The sequence below is a fragment of the Leptospira mayottensis 200901116 genome, assembly GCF_000306675.2.
In the GTDB taxonomy this organism is placed as follows: Bacteria; Spirochaetota; Leptospiria; order Leptospirales; family Leptospiraceae; genus Leptospira; species Leptospira mayottensis.
Genome location: NZ_CP024871.1, coordinates 3,682,501 through 3,700,281 on the forward strand (window position 1 = coordinate 3,682,501; position 17,781 = coordinate 3,700,281).

Genomic DNA, 17,781 nt, shown 5'->3' on the forward strand with positions numbered 1-17,781 from the left:
AATTCCCCTGCAAGCGATAAGGCCAATTCCTTTTCTTTAAGAAGAATTCGTCCAGACCTGGAAATTTATTTGGACCAATTGAAATCCTTAAGTCCACAGTTTAAGATTCGTTTTATCAATGCAGACGTAGAGCTGGACGATCTTGCCGAATTTGGCCAGGTGTCGAATGGAATCATACTCCTCAGAACCAAAAAATCTTTGGCGGAAAGCGGAAAACAATATGCTGAACAAAGACTTTCAATCCGAGAAAAAAGTGATCTGGAAGATTTGGAACGTAAGATTGTACAAGCGATCGTAAACATTACAACCGAAGAAAAGAATATTTATTTTACCCAATCCAACGGAGAAAGGTTCTCTTCGATTTTTCAGAATCTTCCGAACGAAAAAATCGGAATTTTATCCAACTCTTTAAGTTTCCTAAACTTTAAAGTGAAAGGGCTCGGAATCGCGGAAGGTTGGCCGTCTCGGATTCCGGAAAATACCGACGTTCTAATGATTGCGGGACCGACCGTCGCTTTTTCGAAAGAAGCGCAAACCGCCATTTTAGATTTTATCGAAAAGAAAAAAGGGAAAATTTTTATTACGATCGATCCAAAAGGAACGGAAAATTTTAAATGGCTTTTGGAAAAATCTGGTTATGAATTTGAAAAAGGGCCTCTTTCCCAGGTTCAGGGACAAGCTGGAATGATTCTCGCAAAGTCTTTTAGAAAGCACCCGATCGAAGAAGCCTTAAGTAGAAAGGACATGGGGGCCGTGTTTCCATTTGCCGGTTACTTTGTTCCACAGACGACTCTCGACCCCGGCGGTAAAAATTTAGAAGCATTTCCTTTAATGGAATCCGGTGGAGAATCTATATTAGATAAAAATAATAATGGAAAGCAGGATAACGGAGAAGAAAAAAGGAACGTAATCCTCGGGATGATTTTGAAGACAATTCCAAAGATCCAAAACGAGTCGTCCAACGCTCAGAAAAACCCTTCAACCGGTTTGGACAATTCCAAACAGGATCCGCAGAACAATCTGAATTCTCCCTTAACTCCAAGTCCAAAGGGTGAAAGCGAAAACCTTCCTAAAAGTAAAGATACCGATTCGAAAGAAGAAGGTAGAATTGTGATCTTTTCGGGAACATCTTGGATCACCGATCAGTTTATTTCCTACGGAACGAACTACGAACTCGCTACTTCTTCGATTACCTGGATGTATCAGGATCTTTCTTTGTCTTCTATTCAGCCGAAGAAAGAAGAAATCAATACGGCTTCTCTAACCGAGGTTCAGAAGAGAGTCGTTTGGATTTTGGGAATGTTTATTTTTCCGGGTTTGATCGCGTTCGTTTCCTCTGTTGTTCTGATTCAAAAACGTAAACGAGAAGGTGAAGAATCTTGAAACGGATATTCCTTCTTCTTTTTACGTTAGTTGCTCTTGCTCTTAGTTTTTTCTTTTTGGAGGAAAAAAAAGAAGATCAGTCGGAAATTTCCGTTTGGGAGATTGATATAGACGAAATCGAATATCAACCCCCTAAGGATTCTTGGGAAGGGGAAGATGTCTCCGCTTTTTATCGGATGCCTATCGTTTTTAAAAAACAAAAAGGAATCAGAAAAAACGCCTATTTTTTCACGGTTCACTCTAAGGATGCTGAAACTGGAGAAAACTTAGTATTTGAAGGTGGTTATAACTCGGAAAATATTTTTCGAGAATTTTCCGTTCTGAAAGCGAAAGGTGTCGAACCAATCGTGGATGGGGAGTTTACTGCCTCATTGCAGTTAAATGAAAATTCTCCACAGATTTTTTTGAAGTCTTCCGGAAAACTGCTGAAGAAAATTTGGATCGGCAAAAAGAAATCCTTCGACTCCACGAGAATCGTCCGAGAAGGAAATGAGGTTCTTATTGTTCAAGGAAACACTTCGGATCGTTTTACGAGAGGAATCGCGGAATTTAGACAAAAACAACTCGTGAATCTAAGAGATGAATCCATAGCCGAAACAATCTGGGAAGAAGAAGGAAAAACCCTTCATCTCGACAACCATCCCTACAAGGACCAAATGACTAAGAAAAATTTTTGGAGAAGACTTTCCGGAAAACCAATTTCTTTAGAACAATCTCTAGGAAATTCTTGGAACAATCAAGTTATCAGTCAACTTGTAGAGTTATATCCGGATGATCTCAACGGAGCAGGTTATGCCGTAGCCAATAATTTGACTAAAGTTCCTGCGGATGCTTCCCTTAAAATTCGAATTTCGAACGATGATTGGATTACTTTGCGTTATTATCCGAAGACGAATATCAACTCCACCGACTACAGACCTACAATTCGGATCATAAACGGAAAATTTTCCGAACCTCCTTTTTATATCCGTGAAGATAGTTTCTTGCGATTAAAAGAAGTTGTAGGGAATTTGGAAAAAGCTGAGCAAAAAAAAGAAGAACCTGTAAATCAAAACTCACTTCCTAAAAACCCAAATATCCCTTCTCCTCAAAAATGATCATAAATAAAGAACAAGATTTTTCCGAAGTTAGAACACTGCTTCTTCAAGAAGTTTTTCAATCTCCTGAAAATGCTTTTAATCTTTATCAAAAAGCGGGAGGTTTCGGTTACTTCGAAATCTTAAGAACCCATTTTCTTCTTTGGATTCTTGCACCTACGACAAAAATTATTTCCAACCTTGTTTTTTCGATTCTTTCTTTTGTTCGATATGACGAGGGAGAATGGAATCTATTTTCCGGAGTCGTGTTTTCCTTTATAATGTATCCTACGATTTTATTTTTGGTCGCTCAGTTAGACATATTTCGGATCTTTATGAAAAAAACCGATCGAAGCAAGGGAGAAATGCTTCCTCCCGCAAATATTCTTTTGGTTTCGTTTATTCCGTTCAGCGCATCTTCTATATTTTGGATTTTGCCTTCCCCATTGCAGGCAGTTTTTATCTCGATTTCTTTTATTTTCTCCTGCACCCTTTCCATTCGAAGTTTGAAAAAAGTCCTAAACTGGAATGATAAGGATATTCTAATATTCTTTTTATCCGGTTCTGCGTATTTTTTAACGGGAACTTTATTTTTAACAGTTGTTTACAATTTTGTTAGGACCATCCTCAATTGAAGATTTTTCTAATCGGAATCGGCGGGATCGCTATGGGCAATCTTGCTTATATGCTTCAGAAAAGTGGACATGAAATTTCCGGCTCAGACACGGGCATTTATCCGCCTATGTCCGATAAATTAAAAGAATGGAATATTCCTTATTTCGAAGGATTTAAAGCCGAGAAGATCCAAGGCCAAGATTTGATCATCGTGGGAAACGCAATTTCCAGAGGAAATCCCGAAGTCGAAGAGATGCTCAATTTAGGACTAAACTATCTTTCTATGCCTGCGGCTATCAGCGAATTTTTTCTCAAAGGAAAAAAAGTGATCGTTGTCGCCGGAACGCACGGAAAGACCACCACTACATTCTTAATTCATCATATACTCAAAGAGAATGGAATCGAGCCCGGTTTGTTTGTCGGAGGAATTCGTAAAGACGGCTTTCCAGGGTTCGAGCTTGGAAACGGATCTTATTTTGTCATCGAAGGGGACGAATATGATACCGCGTTTTTCGATAAGTCTTCGAAATTTTTACACTATAGACCAACTTATGCGGTGTTAAACGCATTGGATTTTGATCACGCGGATATTTTTCCCGACATTTCCGCAATCGAAACCATGTTCAAACGTTTGATCAATTTGGTTCCCGGAAACGGTAAAGTTTTCTATTGGAATGGTTCGGGTTCTCTTAAAAAAATGATTCAAAACGTCAAGTTTACAAAAGTGGAAGGCTTCGAGTGGAATCGAAAAGATTCTTTTCTTACTTGGAAAAAACAAGAACTTTTCTGGGGAGATCAAAAACTAAATCCGGTTCTTTTCGGAGATCATAATTACAGAAATATAGAGGTTGCAATTCGTGTTTGTTCCGAAATTCTCAAAACGCAAAACCCTTCCGGTTATAAACAGGGAATCGCAAAAGCAATTGATTCCTTTCCGGGAGTTAAAAGAAGACAGGACATTCTTTTCCAATCTTCGACCGCAGTCGTGATGGAAGATTTTGCGCATCACCCGGTTGCAGTGCACGAAACAATTCATGCAGTCAAAAAAAGATTTCAAGGCCATAAAATTATTTCCTTATTTGAACCAAGAAGCGCAACTTCCCACCGAAACGTTTTTCAGAAGGAATATTCATATTCTTTTATAGGTTCCGATCTAACCATTCTGACCGAGATTCATAATATAAAGAAGGTTTCAAAAGACACTCGTTTGGACGTGAAAAAGCTTGTTCAGAAACTTTTGAAGAACTCCAAAACAATCCCAGTTTATGCGAAGGATCCCCAGGAGTTGCTTGTAAAACTTGAGAAAATGATTCCTCAATTTACGGGACAGAAAATTCTGATCCTAGCCATGTCCAATGGTTCTTTTGGCGGTATATATCCTGGACTCGTTGAGTTGGCTCGAAAACATCTATGAACTTATCTCAAGAACTGGATTCCATTTATCAAGAAGCCATTCAAAAAATCGGCTCTTCCATATCCGAAGAAGATTTAGATAGAAATAAAAACGATTTTATCGGTAAAAAAGGAAAGCTAACTACTGTTCTCAAAAATGTGGCTTCACTTTCCATCGAAGAAAAAAAAACCATAGGCCAAAAAGCAAACGAACTTTCAAAAAAGCTTGAGAATTTCGTTTCCGAAACAAAGATTTCCCTAAAGAAAAAATTTTTTGAAAATCAGGCAGCATTCGAATTTTTCGACGCCCTTCGCCCCCTCACTAGCCCTTCTAATGGAAGTCTTCACCCGATCACTCAGATTCAATACGAGATCGAAGACATCTTTGCATCGATGGGTTTCAGCATCATGGATGGCCCCGAAATCGAAACGGATACTAACAACTTCGGTGCCCTCAATTTTACCGAAGACCATCCCGCAAGGGAGATGCAGGATACGTTTTATCTGGAAAACGGAAATCTTCTCAGAACTCACACTTCCGCAATTCAGGTAAGAACATTAAGAAAATTGAAACCTCCCTTTCGGATCATCGCGCCCGGAAGAGTGTTCCGTTACGAAGAAGTGGACGCGTCTCACGAACATACGTTTTACCAGATCGAAGGAATGGTCGTCGGAAAGGATATTTCCGCGGCGAATTTGATTGATACGATGCAGGTCCTTCTTTCCAGAATTTTCGAAAAGGAAATCAAAACCAGATTGAGACCGGGGTATTTTCCGTTTGTGGAACCCGGTTTCGAATTGGATATCAATTGTCTTGTGTGTGAAGGGAAAGGTTGTCCGGTTTGTAAACAATCGGGCTGGTTGGAACTTTTACCCTGCGGTTTGATTCATCCAAATGTTCTTTCCCATGCGGGACTCGATCCGAAAGAATGGACCGGTTTTGCGTTCGGACTCGGGCTCGATCGACTTGTAATGATGCGATACGGAATCCACGATATCCGTTACTTCCAATCGGGTAACCTTAGATTTTTAAAACAATTCTAAGATGATTTTTACTCCGATTCAGACTCGATGGATGGACATGGATCCATTTGCTCATGTTAGTAATTCTGTTTTTGTTTCTTATCTTGAGATCGGAAGAGTGGACTATTGTAAACGTCGCTTTAACGTGAAAGATGTATTTGATGTTCCGTTTATTCTTGCGAGAATCGAAATTGATCTTAAAAAATCCATCGAGATCCATCACACCGTCGAAGTCCAGACTTGTGTGACCCGGATCGGAAACAGTTCCTGGGATTTTCAATCTAAGATCGTTGAAACAAACACCGGATACATTTTTGCAATTGCAAAAACGGTCCAAGTTGCGTTCGATCACACAACCAAGTCTAGTATTCCAATTCCGCATAATGTTCGAGTAGTTTTGGAGGAAGATCTGAAGGAATTTCAGAGACAATGTAAAGAAGGTTGAAACCCCGCGTACAGCATTCTCGGCGAGTTTGTAGGAACTATTACGTTGTTCTTTTGTAAAACAAAGAATTTCTTTCTCTGATCCGTATCTTTGTCGTAAAACTGTTGTTTGGTGATGGATTACTCATAACTATGTAATAACATACCTAATATTTTGCATGGGATCAGTGTTTTGCTATAAAATTAACGTTACTCAATTTTATAGAGATCAGTAATAAGAGTATTTACAACCGGAAATCGAAATCGCATATAGTGCGCAAAATAACTTCTAATGAAAAATAGAAAGTTACCTTGTGACGGAATATAATAATCAGTTCTACCGCCGAGACCCATGCTAGTGCTACACCCTCCTCCTCTACTATATTTGGTTTCTAAGTTGTAAGGAATGAAAAGAAGTACTCTGCTTTGTTCTTCTCCCGCAAAATAAGATCCTTCTTTCATATAACGAATCAGATTATTTGGATTCACCTGTTTGATCAGCAGTCGGAGGGTTAACCACTTTAAAAAGACAGTGCCTTCAGTAGTAGTTGGTTCATCTGAATCTATTTGCTTCAAAGGATTATCATGTAGCTTCAAACCGTTGGGCTCTATCATTTGTTTCCAAGCTCGACACCACGATCGTTCGGATCGAGCAATTCTCCCAGGCGGCAAATTCCTGAATTTTTCGCGAATCCAGTTTGCATCTTTGGCGGAGAGTCTCAAAAAACAAATTTCGGTAATCGACATGGAAGAGACGCCGTAATCATACCCCGTTTGAGCAGCACATATAGGCTCTCCAATTACATCAAATAGATCCGAATATGCTAACGGTATTTTTGAGTTTATAACTGATATCTTTTGATTGTATCGTGGTCCCAAAGGTGCAGGTCTAACGCCACCTCATGCCTGATAATCGGTTGTGGATCTATTAGAGCGGTGGCTATCCCGGCGTTATATATGCAGTGAACTGCATAAATCAAAAAACTCGCTATAAATGTAGTTCCGAAAATGCGTAAACCGCATAAAATAGGAAAGCCAAACAATAAATTCATAGAAAGTCTTTTTATTTTTTTATTTAAAGTGAGTTCGGCGTAAGGTGTAAAAAAGAGAAAGATCTTGTACTTAAAAACGCCAGATCATATATTGAACCGATCTTTTAGCAAAAGGGGGTTAAATATGAATCTGACATCAATATTTTGTGCAATAGATAATATACACAACGAAAAATGAACTGGAACGTGAAAACATTGAGTCCCGTAGTGCGAAAAACAAACCGTAAATTTCAGCTAAGTCTGAATGAGGTAGCAACAATCGTGGTTGATTCTCATCCTTCTCATTATAGAGAATTTAAAAAATTATTATTTGATAGAAATAAAAAAGAATCTGAAGTCCGAATTTCCAAAAGTAGTAAGTTACAATCGTTTTATTAAACTGATGCCTAGCGCGTTATCTGTCATACCCTTCTTTCTATCCAATACTTGTATGGGAAAGTGTTCCGGAATATTTTTCATTGATTCTAGGTTCTCAAAGTATGCGACAACAGAAGAATCCATTCTCATAAGAACTTGTACCAAAACCTCAGATGTAGGAACTCCTACGAGAATGTTCCAACGATAAAATCCGTTAGAAAATCCATAAATCACCAATCTGCGGGAAATTTCCACCCTCTATTACAAACTTAGAGCGTTTCAAAACCTGAAGAAAAATATCTCTAAACGATCTGGCAATGGGCCAGGAAAACTAATCCATTCTGACGGAACGGTTTTCGAAGAAAAATTTAAAAAGGTCACCCGGTTCGGAAATAGAAGTCCGATGCAAAAGGTAGCCGCTTGATAGTGTCTAACGTAGTTTCGTTTTCATTAACGAATTCGATCAATTACATTGAATCTCAGTGAATCTGCGCTTCCAGGCTGTGTTCTCCGCTCCAGGATAGGGCCAAAAACGATTCATTTCATCGATCGTCAGACGCACTTTGGCGGCAACGATCGGATCGACTGTGCAAATTTCATTTAAATACGAAAATTGACGCCCTTGAATTGCACCGCCGATATCCGCTCTATCTTCGGCAAAATTGGATGTGGCATATTCGCTCACAAAACCGTCTATCGGATTCCAAAATGGAGTTAACATAGGGGGGATCGCACCCCAAGCACGAGGATTGAAGGAAGAATAATCGTAGCTTCCATATTGAAAGGAAGGCGGATTTAACGATTCCCATTTTGGATCCCACCAGTATTCCATAACATCATCCATACTGTGAGTAAGTTCATGGTGTATTGTCTTTGATAACCTACTTGCACTATAAAAGTTAGGATTTGTCATTGAGCGGGATTTTATCCCGTCGGAAATGTTTATAAATATAATATTATCTTCTGGTCTTGATAGGCCTCCTGCAGCACCAAGCGAATTTATAGTGAGATTTCGGGTGAATACTATTTTTTCTGCGCGGGCTTTGATAAAATATCCTTTTGGATACCTTGCGATTTCAGTTTCAATAAGATCTTTTATAAAGCTTAAATCTTCATCGGGATAGTTAGTATCGTAAGAAACCCCGGCCGATGGTACCATCGTGTGTGTTATAATTTGAACGTCACGATTGTAGTTTTCAACCCGATCTTGAAATAATAAAGATAAAAGAAGACCAGAAGTATTTTTATCCTCTTTTTTAGTGGAACAAGAGGATAAGAAGTTAAAGACAAACAAAAGACTTAAAACTAATTTTACGTTCATTCTCATGGATTTTGCTCCGGATGTTTTTCAAAACATCTCAATAGGATAACGAAATGATCGTTCTATTGTGTGCCAAGAATCCTGAGAAAACTCGGGCAAAAGAGTTCAGATTATAATGAGAACTCCGACGAGTCTTCAAAAAAAGAAAACTTTTCCGAGTGATCGTTTCTATTCAATGGAATCTGTGATAGTTCCCGCATTTTTTGATCTTGGCTTAAATCGAAACAAAAGAAGTGAATCCTTTGAGTCCCCTACGGGTCGTCGCGGAAGGAAGTCGGTCGATGACGTATAATGTCGTTTCGTTTTCATTAACGAATTCGATCAATTACATTGAATCTCAGTGAATCTACGTTTCCAGGCTGTGTTCTCCGCTCCAGGATAGGGCCAAAAACGGTTCATTTCATCGATCGTCAGACGCACTTTGGCGGCAACGATCGGATCGACTGCACAAATTTGGTTTAAATACGAAAATTGACGCCCTTGAATTGCACCGCCGATATCCGCTCTATCTTCGGCAAAATTAGTTGTGGCATATTCGCTCACAAAACCGTCTATGGGATTCCAAAATGGTGTTAATCTAGGGGGGATCGGACCCAAAGCACGAGGACTGGAACCATATTGGTAGCTTCCATATTGAAAGGAAGGCGGATTTAACGATTCCCATTTTGGACCCCACCAGTATCCCATTGTATCATCCATACTATGCGTAAGTTCATGGTGTATTACCTTTGATAATCTGGCTGCACTATAATAGTCAAAATTATAGTTAAAATTTAGAGGAGTTAGTTCTGATCTGGATTTTATCCCGTCCTGAACGTCTAAAAATATAATATTTTCACTCGGTCTTGATAGACCTCCTGCAGCACCAAGCGAATTTATAGTGAGATTTCGAGTGAATATTATTTTTTCCGCTCGAGCTTTGATAAAATATCCTCTTGGATACCTTGCAATTTCAGCTGTTACGAGATCTTTATAATAGTTTAAATCTTCGTCGGAATAGTTGGTATCGTAGGAAACAAAGGGAGATGATACGATCGTGTGCGTTATGATTTGAACGTCACGATCGTAGTTTTCAACCCGATCTTGAAATAATAAAGATAAAAGAAGACCAGAAGTATTTTTATCCTCTTTTTTAGTGGAACAAGAGGAAAGGAAGATAAAGACAAACAAAAGATTTAAAACTAATTTTACGTTCATTCTCATGGATTTTACCCCGGATGTTTTTCAAAACATCTCAATAGGATAACGAAATGATCGTTCTATTGTGTGCCAAGAATCCTGAAAAAACTCGGGCAAAAGAGTTCAGATTATAATGAGAACTCCATAAGTCTTAAAAACAAAGCATACTATTTGAACGATCGAGAACCCTCCATGTAATCTGTGGAAGGTTCCTACATTCTTCGGTCTCAGCTAATTGGATGGAGAAGAAATTGATAGCCTTAGATATCTATGGTTCACTCGGAGAAAACTCAATGTAAGGGTCGTCGCGGCAGGGACCGACGGATTCACGACTAGGTCGTGAACCAACGCTTTCGCTCTGCGGCTTTTGGCCGCCTTATTCCCTACGGTCATTCGGCAGATCAAGTATAGGGTTTTAGAAAAATGTTATCTAATTTTGATTCGAGTTTTCAATAACTTGACCAAAGCTGAGAGCCCGGTCCCGCCTGATTCCATTCAAACTTACGTTTGTAAGTCGATTGGCGGGGCCGCCCAAGTTTAATTCTATGTGTTCACATTTTATTATGAATTATTTGAAAGCTCGACTCCTGAGCCTTCATTTTAAACCGAAGAAGAGAAATTCTCCAATTTAAAGTTCTTCGTCGGAAGAATAAGTCAAAATCAGAGAAGCTAATAACGTCAGCAAAAACTGAGAAAAAACCCAGAGCCAAACGATTAAACTAGGCAAAACATTCACAAAATTTAATATAGAAATCGCAGGTCCGACATAAGCCGCGAGAGAAAAACAGATCGCAACTAACAATCCGCCCACAATTCCCACTGGAAGCGAATCCTTTGCAAGCCGGACTAAAACTCCCAAAAAGAAAACCTGAACGAGATCAGCAAGGATCGGTCCTACCCATAAGATCATTCCAACAGATTGGAAAAAGTTTTTATAGGTAGAATCATAGTAAAAACGAGAAAACAAAAGACTGCGAAGCGGTACGGAGATCACTTCCCAAAAACCGAAAGCGATAAATAACCTTAGAAGAAACTGATTCCAATCTTTCGCAGTCTTTAAACTCATTTTTATTTTCCTACGATGAACACTACATTAGTCGTTGCGGACCCGCCGATATTCAACATTAGTCCGTTCTTAACGCCTTCCACTTGGTAATTTCCAGCGGTTCCGGTTACTTGTTTGTACAAGTCGAGCATCATTCGAACCCCGGAAGCACCCACGGGATGTCCAACTCCTATAAGTCCACCGGACGGATTAATCGGTTTTTTACCTTTAATGTCGATGACGCCGTCTTCGATTGCTTCGTGTTCTTTTCCTGGTTGAGCGATTCCAAATGCAGAAATCGCTGCGTATTCGGAAGAAGTAAAACAATCGTGAGTTTCAAAAACGTCGATGTCTTTTACTCCGAGTTCCGCTCTTTCGTAAGCGTCTTTTACGGTTTGTCTGGTCCAAGGGAGAATGTATTTATCTCCTTTCGACTCGGCGACCTTCGCTTCAAAAGTGATCGGAGCCACTCTATGTCCCCAACCTTTCAGTCTTGGAATGGAAGAAACTTTCTTTCCTCTCTTTTTAGCGTATTCTTCGGTATAGGATTTATTCGCAAGAACAACCATCGCCGCACCGTCGGTAACTTGAGAACAATCGGTGATGCAAAGTCTTCCACCCACGGCCATATTGTATTCTCCGCCTCTTGCGTTTGCGTGTTCCTTGTTCATGAACCAAGAACGAGTCTGTGCTTTCGGATTTTTCTTTGCGTTGTCGTAGTTGATTCTTGAAATTTCAGCAAGCGCTCCCATAAATCTTTGTTCCGGAAGTTTGTATCTTTCGAGAATTACATCCGCAAGTTTTCCGAAAAGTTTCGGGAAAGGAAATTGAACTCCTTTCGCTTCTTTTTCGTAGTATGCCGCGGTTCCTAAAAAGTCTCCACCTACGGAAGAACTTACGGTTTTCATAATCTCGATTCCGAGAACGATTGCAACGTCATAGTCCTTTGCACGGATTTTTGTCGCAGCCGCATCAAGTGCGATGGATCCGGAAGCGCAAGCCGCTTCAAAACGTCCGCCCGGAATTCCGTAGAAAGCAGGATCGACTTCGGTTAAGAACGCACCCAAGTGACCTTGAGTTGCGTATTGTTCCGCGTCGAAGTTTCCTACGAAAATTCCGATTCGATTTTGTTTATTCAGTTTTTTAATTTCATCGGGAGTAATTCCGACGGCCACGAGTCCGTCTTGAACGGCTTCGCGCATTAAGGACATGAAGGTCTTTCCTTCTTTGGTCCAGTTTCTTTGAAAATCAGTTTGTTCCCCGCCGAGGACGTAAATTTTATCGCTCATGTTGACCCCCTAATTATCCTTTGAAAAGTGAACGAGCATCCAGCTTTTCCTTCAACTCGTAAAATGGCTTTCCTGGTTTCGCTTTTGCTAATACTTCAGGAACCGGAAGTTTTGCTTTTTCGATCAATTGAATCGTATCCTTAGGCCCACCTAAAAAATCCACAAATGCGGAAGCGGGAGCCCAGTTGAATCCCGTTCCCATCGCGAGGTCCGCCATTTCTTTCGTATCTACGACTTCGCCTACGATTGATAGAGAGTAACTAACGTATCTTGCGATAAAATATCTCGCGAGGTCCGCTTCAAAACCTTTCGCTTCTTTTACGATGTTCATTGCGCCTGTGTAATCCGCTTCGGAAATTTTTTTGTTCGCCTGACGAATAAAATCAATCTCGAACCTAGGAACCGGCTCGTACAGATCAGCGCCTATATTATAGACTAATTTTTCCTTCTTACCGTCCGGAGTTTTGGACATCTTGTAAAGTCCACCGCCCGCTTTTCTTCCTAGATCGCCTTTATCAATGAGCTTTTGGAAGTAACCAGGCATTTTAAAAGTAGAATGAGCAGCATCCTTTGTCATTTCATAGAGATTATCCACGATCGCTTTGTGAACATCCAAACCTACGAAGTCCGCCGTATCCAGAGGAGCCATCGCTCTTCCCGTGTAGCCGCTCATAATCGTATCCATCAAAGCAATTCCGCCTTTATCGGAATACTTTTCAGCGATTTGAGCGACTTCGTTGATAAGCTGAAACCCAATTCTATTTCCGGCAAATGCAGGAGTATCGTTTGTATAAACAACCGCACGGCCTAAAACCTTTTCCAGATACTCTCCGAGTTGTTTGAGAACTTTCTTATCTGATCCTTTGTGAGAAACCAATTCACAAAGAATCATTTTGTAAGGAGGATTAAAGAAATGAGTTCCGAAATAATGCCTTTGTCCGTCTTCGTCGAACGCTTTGGAAAGTCTTTCTATCGAAAGACCGGAGGAAACAGTGGAAACAATGGTTCCCGGTTTTCTCGCGTTTGCAATTCTTTTGTTGATCGGTTCTTTTACTTCATAACTTTCCGCAACAAGTTCAAAAACCCAATCGGATTCCGAGACTGCCTTTTCCAAATCCGCATCATACGAGCCTGGGATGAGTCTTGGTCGGATTGTATCGGTTTTAACAGAGCCGATCGCTTTTTCAATTCCCTCTTTCGCTTTGTTTGTATCCCTTGCGAGCATGTGAACTTTTGCCTTTCCGAATGAGGCAACAATTGCCGCTGATCCGGCGCCCATGGTACCGTTCGCGCCCAATACTGTTACTGTTTTTATTTCTCTCATGAAACTATACCAATTCTTGGATTTCCCAATGGAATAGGACCTGTTTAAAACAACCGGGCGGGGAGGAAAGTTTTTTTCACGCCGCTTAAGTATGGAAATCCTCTAAAACAGAACGAATGTTCTGCTTAGAGGATTATGAAAGACTAAAAACAATATTTGTGACAAGTTTTTGTTCGTCACAAAAAATCAGGCGGAAATGATGGGTGTTGAAATCGGGGTGAAAAGTCAATTGAATTTCGAAACTACTTTTCGGATTATTCTCGTTTAAAATCTTACTTTTTCAAACTGATTTTTACGGATTCCATTCTAATGATCGCGTATGAGAATTTTGTCCATATCGGAAAGTATTCGAATCGAATCCGACCGATTTCGTCCGAAATAAAGATCGTCGCCTTTTTGGAGTTAGGCGATTTTACCCGTTTTAGTCCCGAGCCGGAATGGAGAATTTTTCAAAATTCGTAAAAATATTACGAGGTTTTTTGGTCTGTACTCCGGAATACGCACAGCATGCCGAGTATTCCGAAAAATTCATTGGATTGTAGGGGCATTCTGGAAAATACGTGAACAAACTCTTTTAAGCTCTTCAAGCCATCTCCTTCTTATATGGGGAAAGGTTCTTCAGTCTTTGCTTAACGCGCTGCGATGGATATAGGTGTAGTCGAAGAGAGGTGAGAGATCGCTTCTGCCCGAAAATGTAGTTATATCATCTCCTTCTTAGTCGTTTACTTTGTAGGCATTGAATGCGATGATAATCATACAAACAGTTATCAATTTCAAAATATTCTTTTCCAAAGAGCCTCCTAATTTTTCCAAGACAAATCTAAGTGCTTTTTAAATTGAATATTGTTCAAAATGTTATCGAGAAAGCTTTCCCAAGATTTTAATTTTAAGAAATTAGTATATAATATAAAAATGAAGTTTTAAAATTGATGCAGGACTTTTAAAAAGTATCATTTACCGCCCAATTTTAAAATACAAGCCCCTCTAACCAAATTCCAATCGGCTTCCAAAACGGATTTTCTGATTTCCTCAAAAGAAATTCCGATACGATTCTCATCACATCTATCTGTCACTATAAACCAGTTACTTCCCGAGATTCGAATCTTTTGAAGATCGAATTCCTCTTTTTTATTTTTTTCTCTCACTTCTTGACGGTTATAAAAACCCGCTCGATAAAAGGAAAGCATGATATCTGGACGATTGTGATGCTCCAATGGAAGCAAATTCCACAAGACGGAAGAACGATTTACCGTTTTCAAAAAAACAGACTCCGCATCTTCCGCAGTAAAAAATAAACTACGATCAGTTCCTGAAAAACAAAGATTAGTTCTCTCCCAAATGTCAGAACACTTCCAACTCCAATATCCCAATGTAAATATCATAAATATAGAATATACAAAATAAGATAAAATTCTTGTCCGCCCATCGGAGAATTTTTCGTAACAAAAAATGCAGATCGCGATTAATAAGGCGGGATAAAGATGATAGATATGCCGAGCTTGGTGATTCGGCGTCATCAAAGTCAGCCCAAAAATTGAAACAAACACAGACAAAAAGAGAAAGAAAGAAGCGCTAACTTCATGATTTTTCCAACAATGAAAAACTCCGAAAATAATCCCCAAAATCAAACCAACAAACAAAACCCACCCACCGTAAGGCGCATAAAAAGAATTATCCAAAATCTCGTGGAAGTATGTAAAACTGAAAATCGAATCTTCACTTTGGCCTGGCATTAAACCCACGCCCTGTATATGTTGGATTGTACTGCTGGAACTTAAAAATCGATCAGGATGGATCAAAATCCAAGATCCGATTGGAAAAATCACGTAAGTCCAGAAATACTTCCAAGTGGAAAAATTTTTTTCAACGTCGGAGTTTCGACTAACCGAACGACCGGGAATCGTCAAATCGATCTTTACGGATTGTACTTCAGGGTACGAAACCGAACTCTTTAGATGATCCGTAAACTGCAAAGTAGGAATATCTTCATCCGTTTTTCGTAATCCATAAAAAACTTTCCAAACAGCGAAATTGATACTGATCCAAAAAATCAAAACTCCCGCGTAACGCAGATACGCTTTAGTTTTTCCGGGTAAAGTTTCCTTGGAAAAAATCATCGAGACTAGAATCAACAAAATCGCAAATCCGATCGGGATCAAAGCGTCCCATTTGATCCTTTTAAAAAAGTTTTCCTTTAAAAAAACAGACTTTGTTTTTTCGGAACTATTTTTCTCTAAAGAATCGAAATTCTTTTTTTCTGAAACATTTTTCAGAGAAAAATCTGAATTTTCTTTTTCCGACTTTATAGAAAAAGCTGAATCGTTACGTTCCAACCTGTTTTGAAGAAGGGAATTTTCGTTCAGAAATAATCCGTAAAAATTCAAAATTTTGAATATGAATTGTTTCGTTTCATCAAAACGAAACGTAACCAAGAACAAACAGCCGAAGAAAATAAAAATATAACCGTATGGATATTTTGTATGAAATAAAAGGTTAACGCTGACACATAAAAACCAAGGAGAATACGAATCCGTCGGGATGGATTTCGTAGATATGAATTCTGAATTGATTTGTTTAGAATCTTCTTGTAAAAGAGAATTAGGACTTCGCGAGGGGTGTAAAATTTCTACTTCATCCAAACAATACCTTTGTAATTCCCAAAAAGCAAGAACCGCAGGAAGAAAAAATAATCCCCCTTGAATTTCCAACATTCCCGAAAAAGAATAATGCATAAATCCGGGATTCTGTAATAAACCAGCCCAAACGATAGGAAACAAAAACGTGAGTACGATTCGATTTTTCTGTTTGCTAAAACGAAATAAAACCCAAGGAACAATCAGAAAAAGTAAAATCAATTCTCCAAAAGTAAAAAGCGAAACAGGAGTTCCTCCCGGACCGAATATAAGTAGGATCAAAGCTTCCGGAAAATTTCTCAACACGGGCCAAGTAGGAGAATCAAAGATCAATCGAACGACCGCGACCAGATCAAAAGATCGAAACGCTTCCGCAAACCGAATCGAAGTAACCAGTCTTGCATCGGGATCCCAAGTTAAAAAATTCTGGTTAGGGCAGAATGATATAAATTTCAAATAGAGTTTATGGAAATAGATTCCTAAAATAACGAACTGCGGTAAAAAAAGTCCCAGAATTAAAAACTTGGAAGAGCGGATGTTATCAAGAAATTGCATGATCTCTAGGAAAAATCATTACAACTTTTTTCAAATCAAGGTCAATCGTCTAATCGGAATCTACCTTTTATTTCCGATTTTTTTTACTCTTCAAGCAGACGATCGTTCCTTCCTTTTTCCCAAAGATCACTCTTTCCATCCAAAATACAAAGTGGAATGGTGTTACTTTGTCGGAATTCTCCAATCTTCGGAAGGAAAAAAATACGGATACGAACTTAGCTTTTTTAAAGGAATTTTCGGAAAAAATAGGGAAGCATTTCCGGTTCATTTTGCGATATCCGATTTGGAAAATAAAAAACACAAAATCGCACAAACCATAGAACGTAAGTTAGGCGGAATGGCAGGATACGATTCAAAACAAATCTTTAGCGGAGATTTTATCCTCAAAATTGAAGGGAAAACGAAATTTCATCTGATCGCAAAACCGAAACATTCTTCCGGACTTTCTTTGGATCTATTTTTAAGCGGCAAAAACTCAGACCTTCTTTTACACGGAGATCAAGGCAAATCGATCAAAAGCAGGAAAAATCCAGATCTCTATTCTTATTACTACAGCATCCCCGGCCTTTCCACCAAGGGAGAATTAACTTTAGATGGAAAAAAAATCCAAATCGAAAGCGGAAATTCTTGGATGGATCATGAATGGAGCAGCCCTTTTGATTCCACTCGACAAACCAAGCTCTCGGACAAATCCAATTCTTGGGATTGGATTTGCATTCAACTCGAAGACGGAAGTAGTATTATGGCTTTTAATTTTAGAGAAACTTCGCATTCTCCTTCCGAAAGTTTCGGAACCATTCGTTTAAAATCCGGAAAAAAAACATATTTCGAACAAGAAGGAGACATTACACTTATACATGATTCTTCTTTCTGGAAAAGTCCAAGAACAAATCAGAAATATCCACTAGTATGGAATCTTTATACTCATGTTTCTCAAAGAGAATCAAAATTAGATCTTAGAATCGAACCTTTTTTCGAAGACCAAGAATTCGATTCTCGCATCACCACAGGATTAAGTTATTGGGAAGGTGCCGTAAAAGTTCAAGGAACTCGAGCCGGAAAATTCGTTCGTGGAACCGGCTATTTGGAACTTAAAGGAACCCGAGATTAAGAT

15 protein-coding genes and 1 pseudogene (1 of these 16 only partly in view) are annotated in these 17,781 nt (G+C 39.2%); 9 read left to right on the forward strand and 7 right to left on the reverse strand.

Annotated features, from left to right (window positions below; translation table 11 throughout):
- The 6 genes in view from LEP1GSC190_RS16890 to LEP1GSC190_RS16915 are tightly spaced (at most 1 nt apart) and all read left to right on the forward strand, a layout consistent with a single transcriptional unit that may run on beyond the window.
- Positions 1 to 1,383 carry the 3' portion of a Gldg family protein gene (locus tag LEP1GSC190_RS16890; protein ID WP_002748995.1) on the forward strand. 627 nt of this gene lie to the left of the window's left edge, so 1,383 of the gene's 2,010 nt are visible here — the last part of the coding sequence; its start codon lies off the left edge, out of view; it ends in the stop codon at positions 1,381 to 1,383.
- Positions 1,380 to 2,480, forward strand: a complete 1,101-nt coding sequence (locus tag LEP1GSC190_RS16895) for a hypothetical protein (protein WP_002749035.1) — start codon at positions 1,380 to 1,382, stop codon at positions 2,478 to 2,480. The genes LEP1GSC190_RS16890 and LEP1GSC190_RS16895 overlap by 4 nt, the downstream gene beginning before the upstream one ends.
- Positions 2,477 to 3,094, forward strand: a complete 618-nt coding sequence (locus tag LEP1GSC190_RS16900) for a hypothetical protein (RefSeq protein WP_002748989.1) — start codon at positions 2,477 to 2,479, stop codon at positions 3,092 to 3,094. Before LEP1GSC190_RS16895 ends, LEP1GSC190_RS16900 begins: the two co-directional genes overlap by 4 nt.
- Positions 3,091 to 4,488, forward strand: a complete 1,398-nt coding sequence (locus tag LEP1GSC190_RS16905; protein ID WP_002749030.1) for a UDP-N-acetylmuramate--L-alanine ligase — start codon at positions 3,091 to 3,093, stop codon at positions 4,486 to 4,488. The genes LEP1GSC190_RS16900 and LEP1GSC190_RS16905 overlap by 4 nt, the downstream gene beginning before the upstream one ends.
- Positions 4,485 to 5,510 (forward strand): phenylalanine--tRNA ligase subunit alpha, encoded by a 1,026-nt coding sequence (gene pheS / locus LEP1GSC190_RS16910; RefSeq protein WP_002749028.1) that lies wholly within the window; start codon positions 4,485 to 4,487, stop codon positions 5,508 to 5,510. The genes LEP1GSC190_RS16905 and pheS overlap by 4 nt, the downstream gene beginning before the upstream one ends.
- 1 nt (position 5,511) lies before the next feature.
- Positions 5,512 to 5,934 (forward strand): acyl-CoA thioesterase, encoded by a 423-nt coding sequence (locus LEP1GSC190_RS16915; protein ID WP_002748987.1) that lies wholly within the window; start codon positions 5,512 to 5,514, stop codon positions 5,932 to 5,934.
- 188 nt (positions 5,935 to 6,122) lie between these two features.
- On the opposite strand, the gene LEP1GSC190_RS16920 is transcribed toward LEP1GSC190_RS16915, so the two are convergent.
- Positions 6,123 to 6,791, reverse strand: a complete 669-nt coding sequence (locus LEP1GSC190_RS16920; protein WP_002749040.1) for a hypothetical protein — start codon at positions 6,789 to 6,791, stop codon at positions 6,123 to 6,125.
- Positions 6,792 to 7,088: 297 nt separating this feature from the next.
- On the opposite strand from LEP1GSC190_RS16920, the pseudogene LEP1GSC190_RS20495 reads away from it, so the two are divergent.
- Positions 7,089 to 7,501: pseudogene (locus LEP1GSC190_RS20495) on the forward strand (transposase family protein); the annotation flags it as partial.
- Positions 7,502 to 7,784: 283 nt separating this feature from the next.
- On the opposite strand, the gene LEP1GSC190_RS16940 reads toward LEP1GSC190_RS20495, so the two are convergent.
- The 5 genes from LEP1GSC190_RS16940 to LEP1GSC190_RS16960 all read right to left on the reverse strand — a co-directional run bounded on the left by LEP1GSC190_RS16940 (position 7,785) and on the right by LEP1GSC190_RS16960 (position 13,479).
- A complete protein-coding gene (locus LEP1GSC190_RS16940; RefSeq protein ID WP_002749051.1) occupies positions 7,785 to 8,648 on the reverse strand; it encodes an LIC13305 family lipoprotein in 864 nt (287 codons plus the stop codon).
- A gap of 315 nt (positions 8,649 to 8,963) precedes the next feature.
- Positions 8,964 to 9,845 carry an LIC13305 family lipoprotein gene (locus tag LEP1GSC190_RS16945; protein ID WP_002749008.1) on the reverse strand — a complete coding sequence of 294 codons (882 nt, stop codon included), beginning with the start codon at positions 9,843 to 9,845 and terminating at the stop codon, positions 8,964 to 8,966.
- Between the two features lie 604 nt (positions 9,846 to 10,449).
- Positions 10,450 to 10,887, reverse strand: coding sequence for a hypothetical protein (locus tag LEP1GSC190_RS16950; RefSeq protein ID WP_002748982.1), 438 nt, complete (start codon positions 10,885 to 10,887; stop codon positions 10,450 to 10,452).
- Positions 10,888 to 10,889: 2 nt separating this feature from the next.
- Positions 10,890 to 12,155 (reverse strand): acetyl-CoA acetyltransferase, encoded by a 1,266-nt coding sequence (locus tag LEP1GSC190_RS16955; RefSeq protein WP_002748991.1) that lies wholly within the window; start codon positions 12,153 to 12,155, stop codon positions 10,890 to 10,892.
- A gap of 13 nt (positions 12,156 to 12,168) precedes the next feature.
- Positions 12,169 to 13,479, reverse strand: coding sequence for a 3-hydroxyacyl-CoA dehydrogenase family protein (locus LEP1GSC190_RS16960; RefSeq protein ID WP_002748999.1), 1,311 nt, complete (start codon positions 13,477 to 13,479; stop codon positions 12,169 to 12,171).
- Between the two features lie 309 nt (positions 13,480 to 13,788).
- Here LEP1GSC190_RS16960 and LEP1GSC190_RS19955 point away from each other — a divergent pair, with 309 nt between their 5' ends.
- Entirely contained in the window at positions 13,789 to 13,941 is a 153-nt protein-coding gene (locus LEP1GSC190_RS19955; RefSeq protein WP_162882181.1) for a hypothetical protein, read from the forward strand.
- A 488-nt stretch (positions 13,942 to 14,429) separates the two neighbouring features.
- Here the strand turns inward: LEP1GSC190_RS19955 and LEP1GSC190_RS16965 are convergent, their stop codons facing one another.
- Positions 14,430 to 16,667, reverse strand: coding sequence for a hypothetical protein (locus LEP1GSC190_RS16965; RefSeq protein ID WP_002749003.1), 2,238 nt, complete (start codon positions 16,665 to 16,667; stop codon positions 14,430 to 14,432).
- Between LEP1GSC190_RS16965 and LEP1GSC190_RS16970 the strand changes: the two genes are divergently transcribed.
- A complete protein-coding gene (locus LEP1GSC190_RS16970; RefSeq protein WP_002749031.1) occupies positions 16,666 to 17,778 on the forward strand; it encodes a carotenoid 1,2-hydratase in 1,113 nt (370 codons plus the stop codon). The two genes, LEP1GSC190_RS16965 and LEP1GSC190_RS16970, sit on opposite strands and share 2 nt — an antisense overlap.
- Positions 17,779 to 17,781 lie beyond the last annotated feature (3 nt).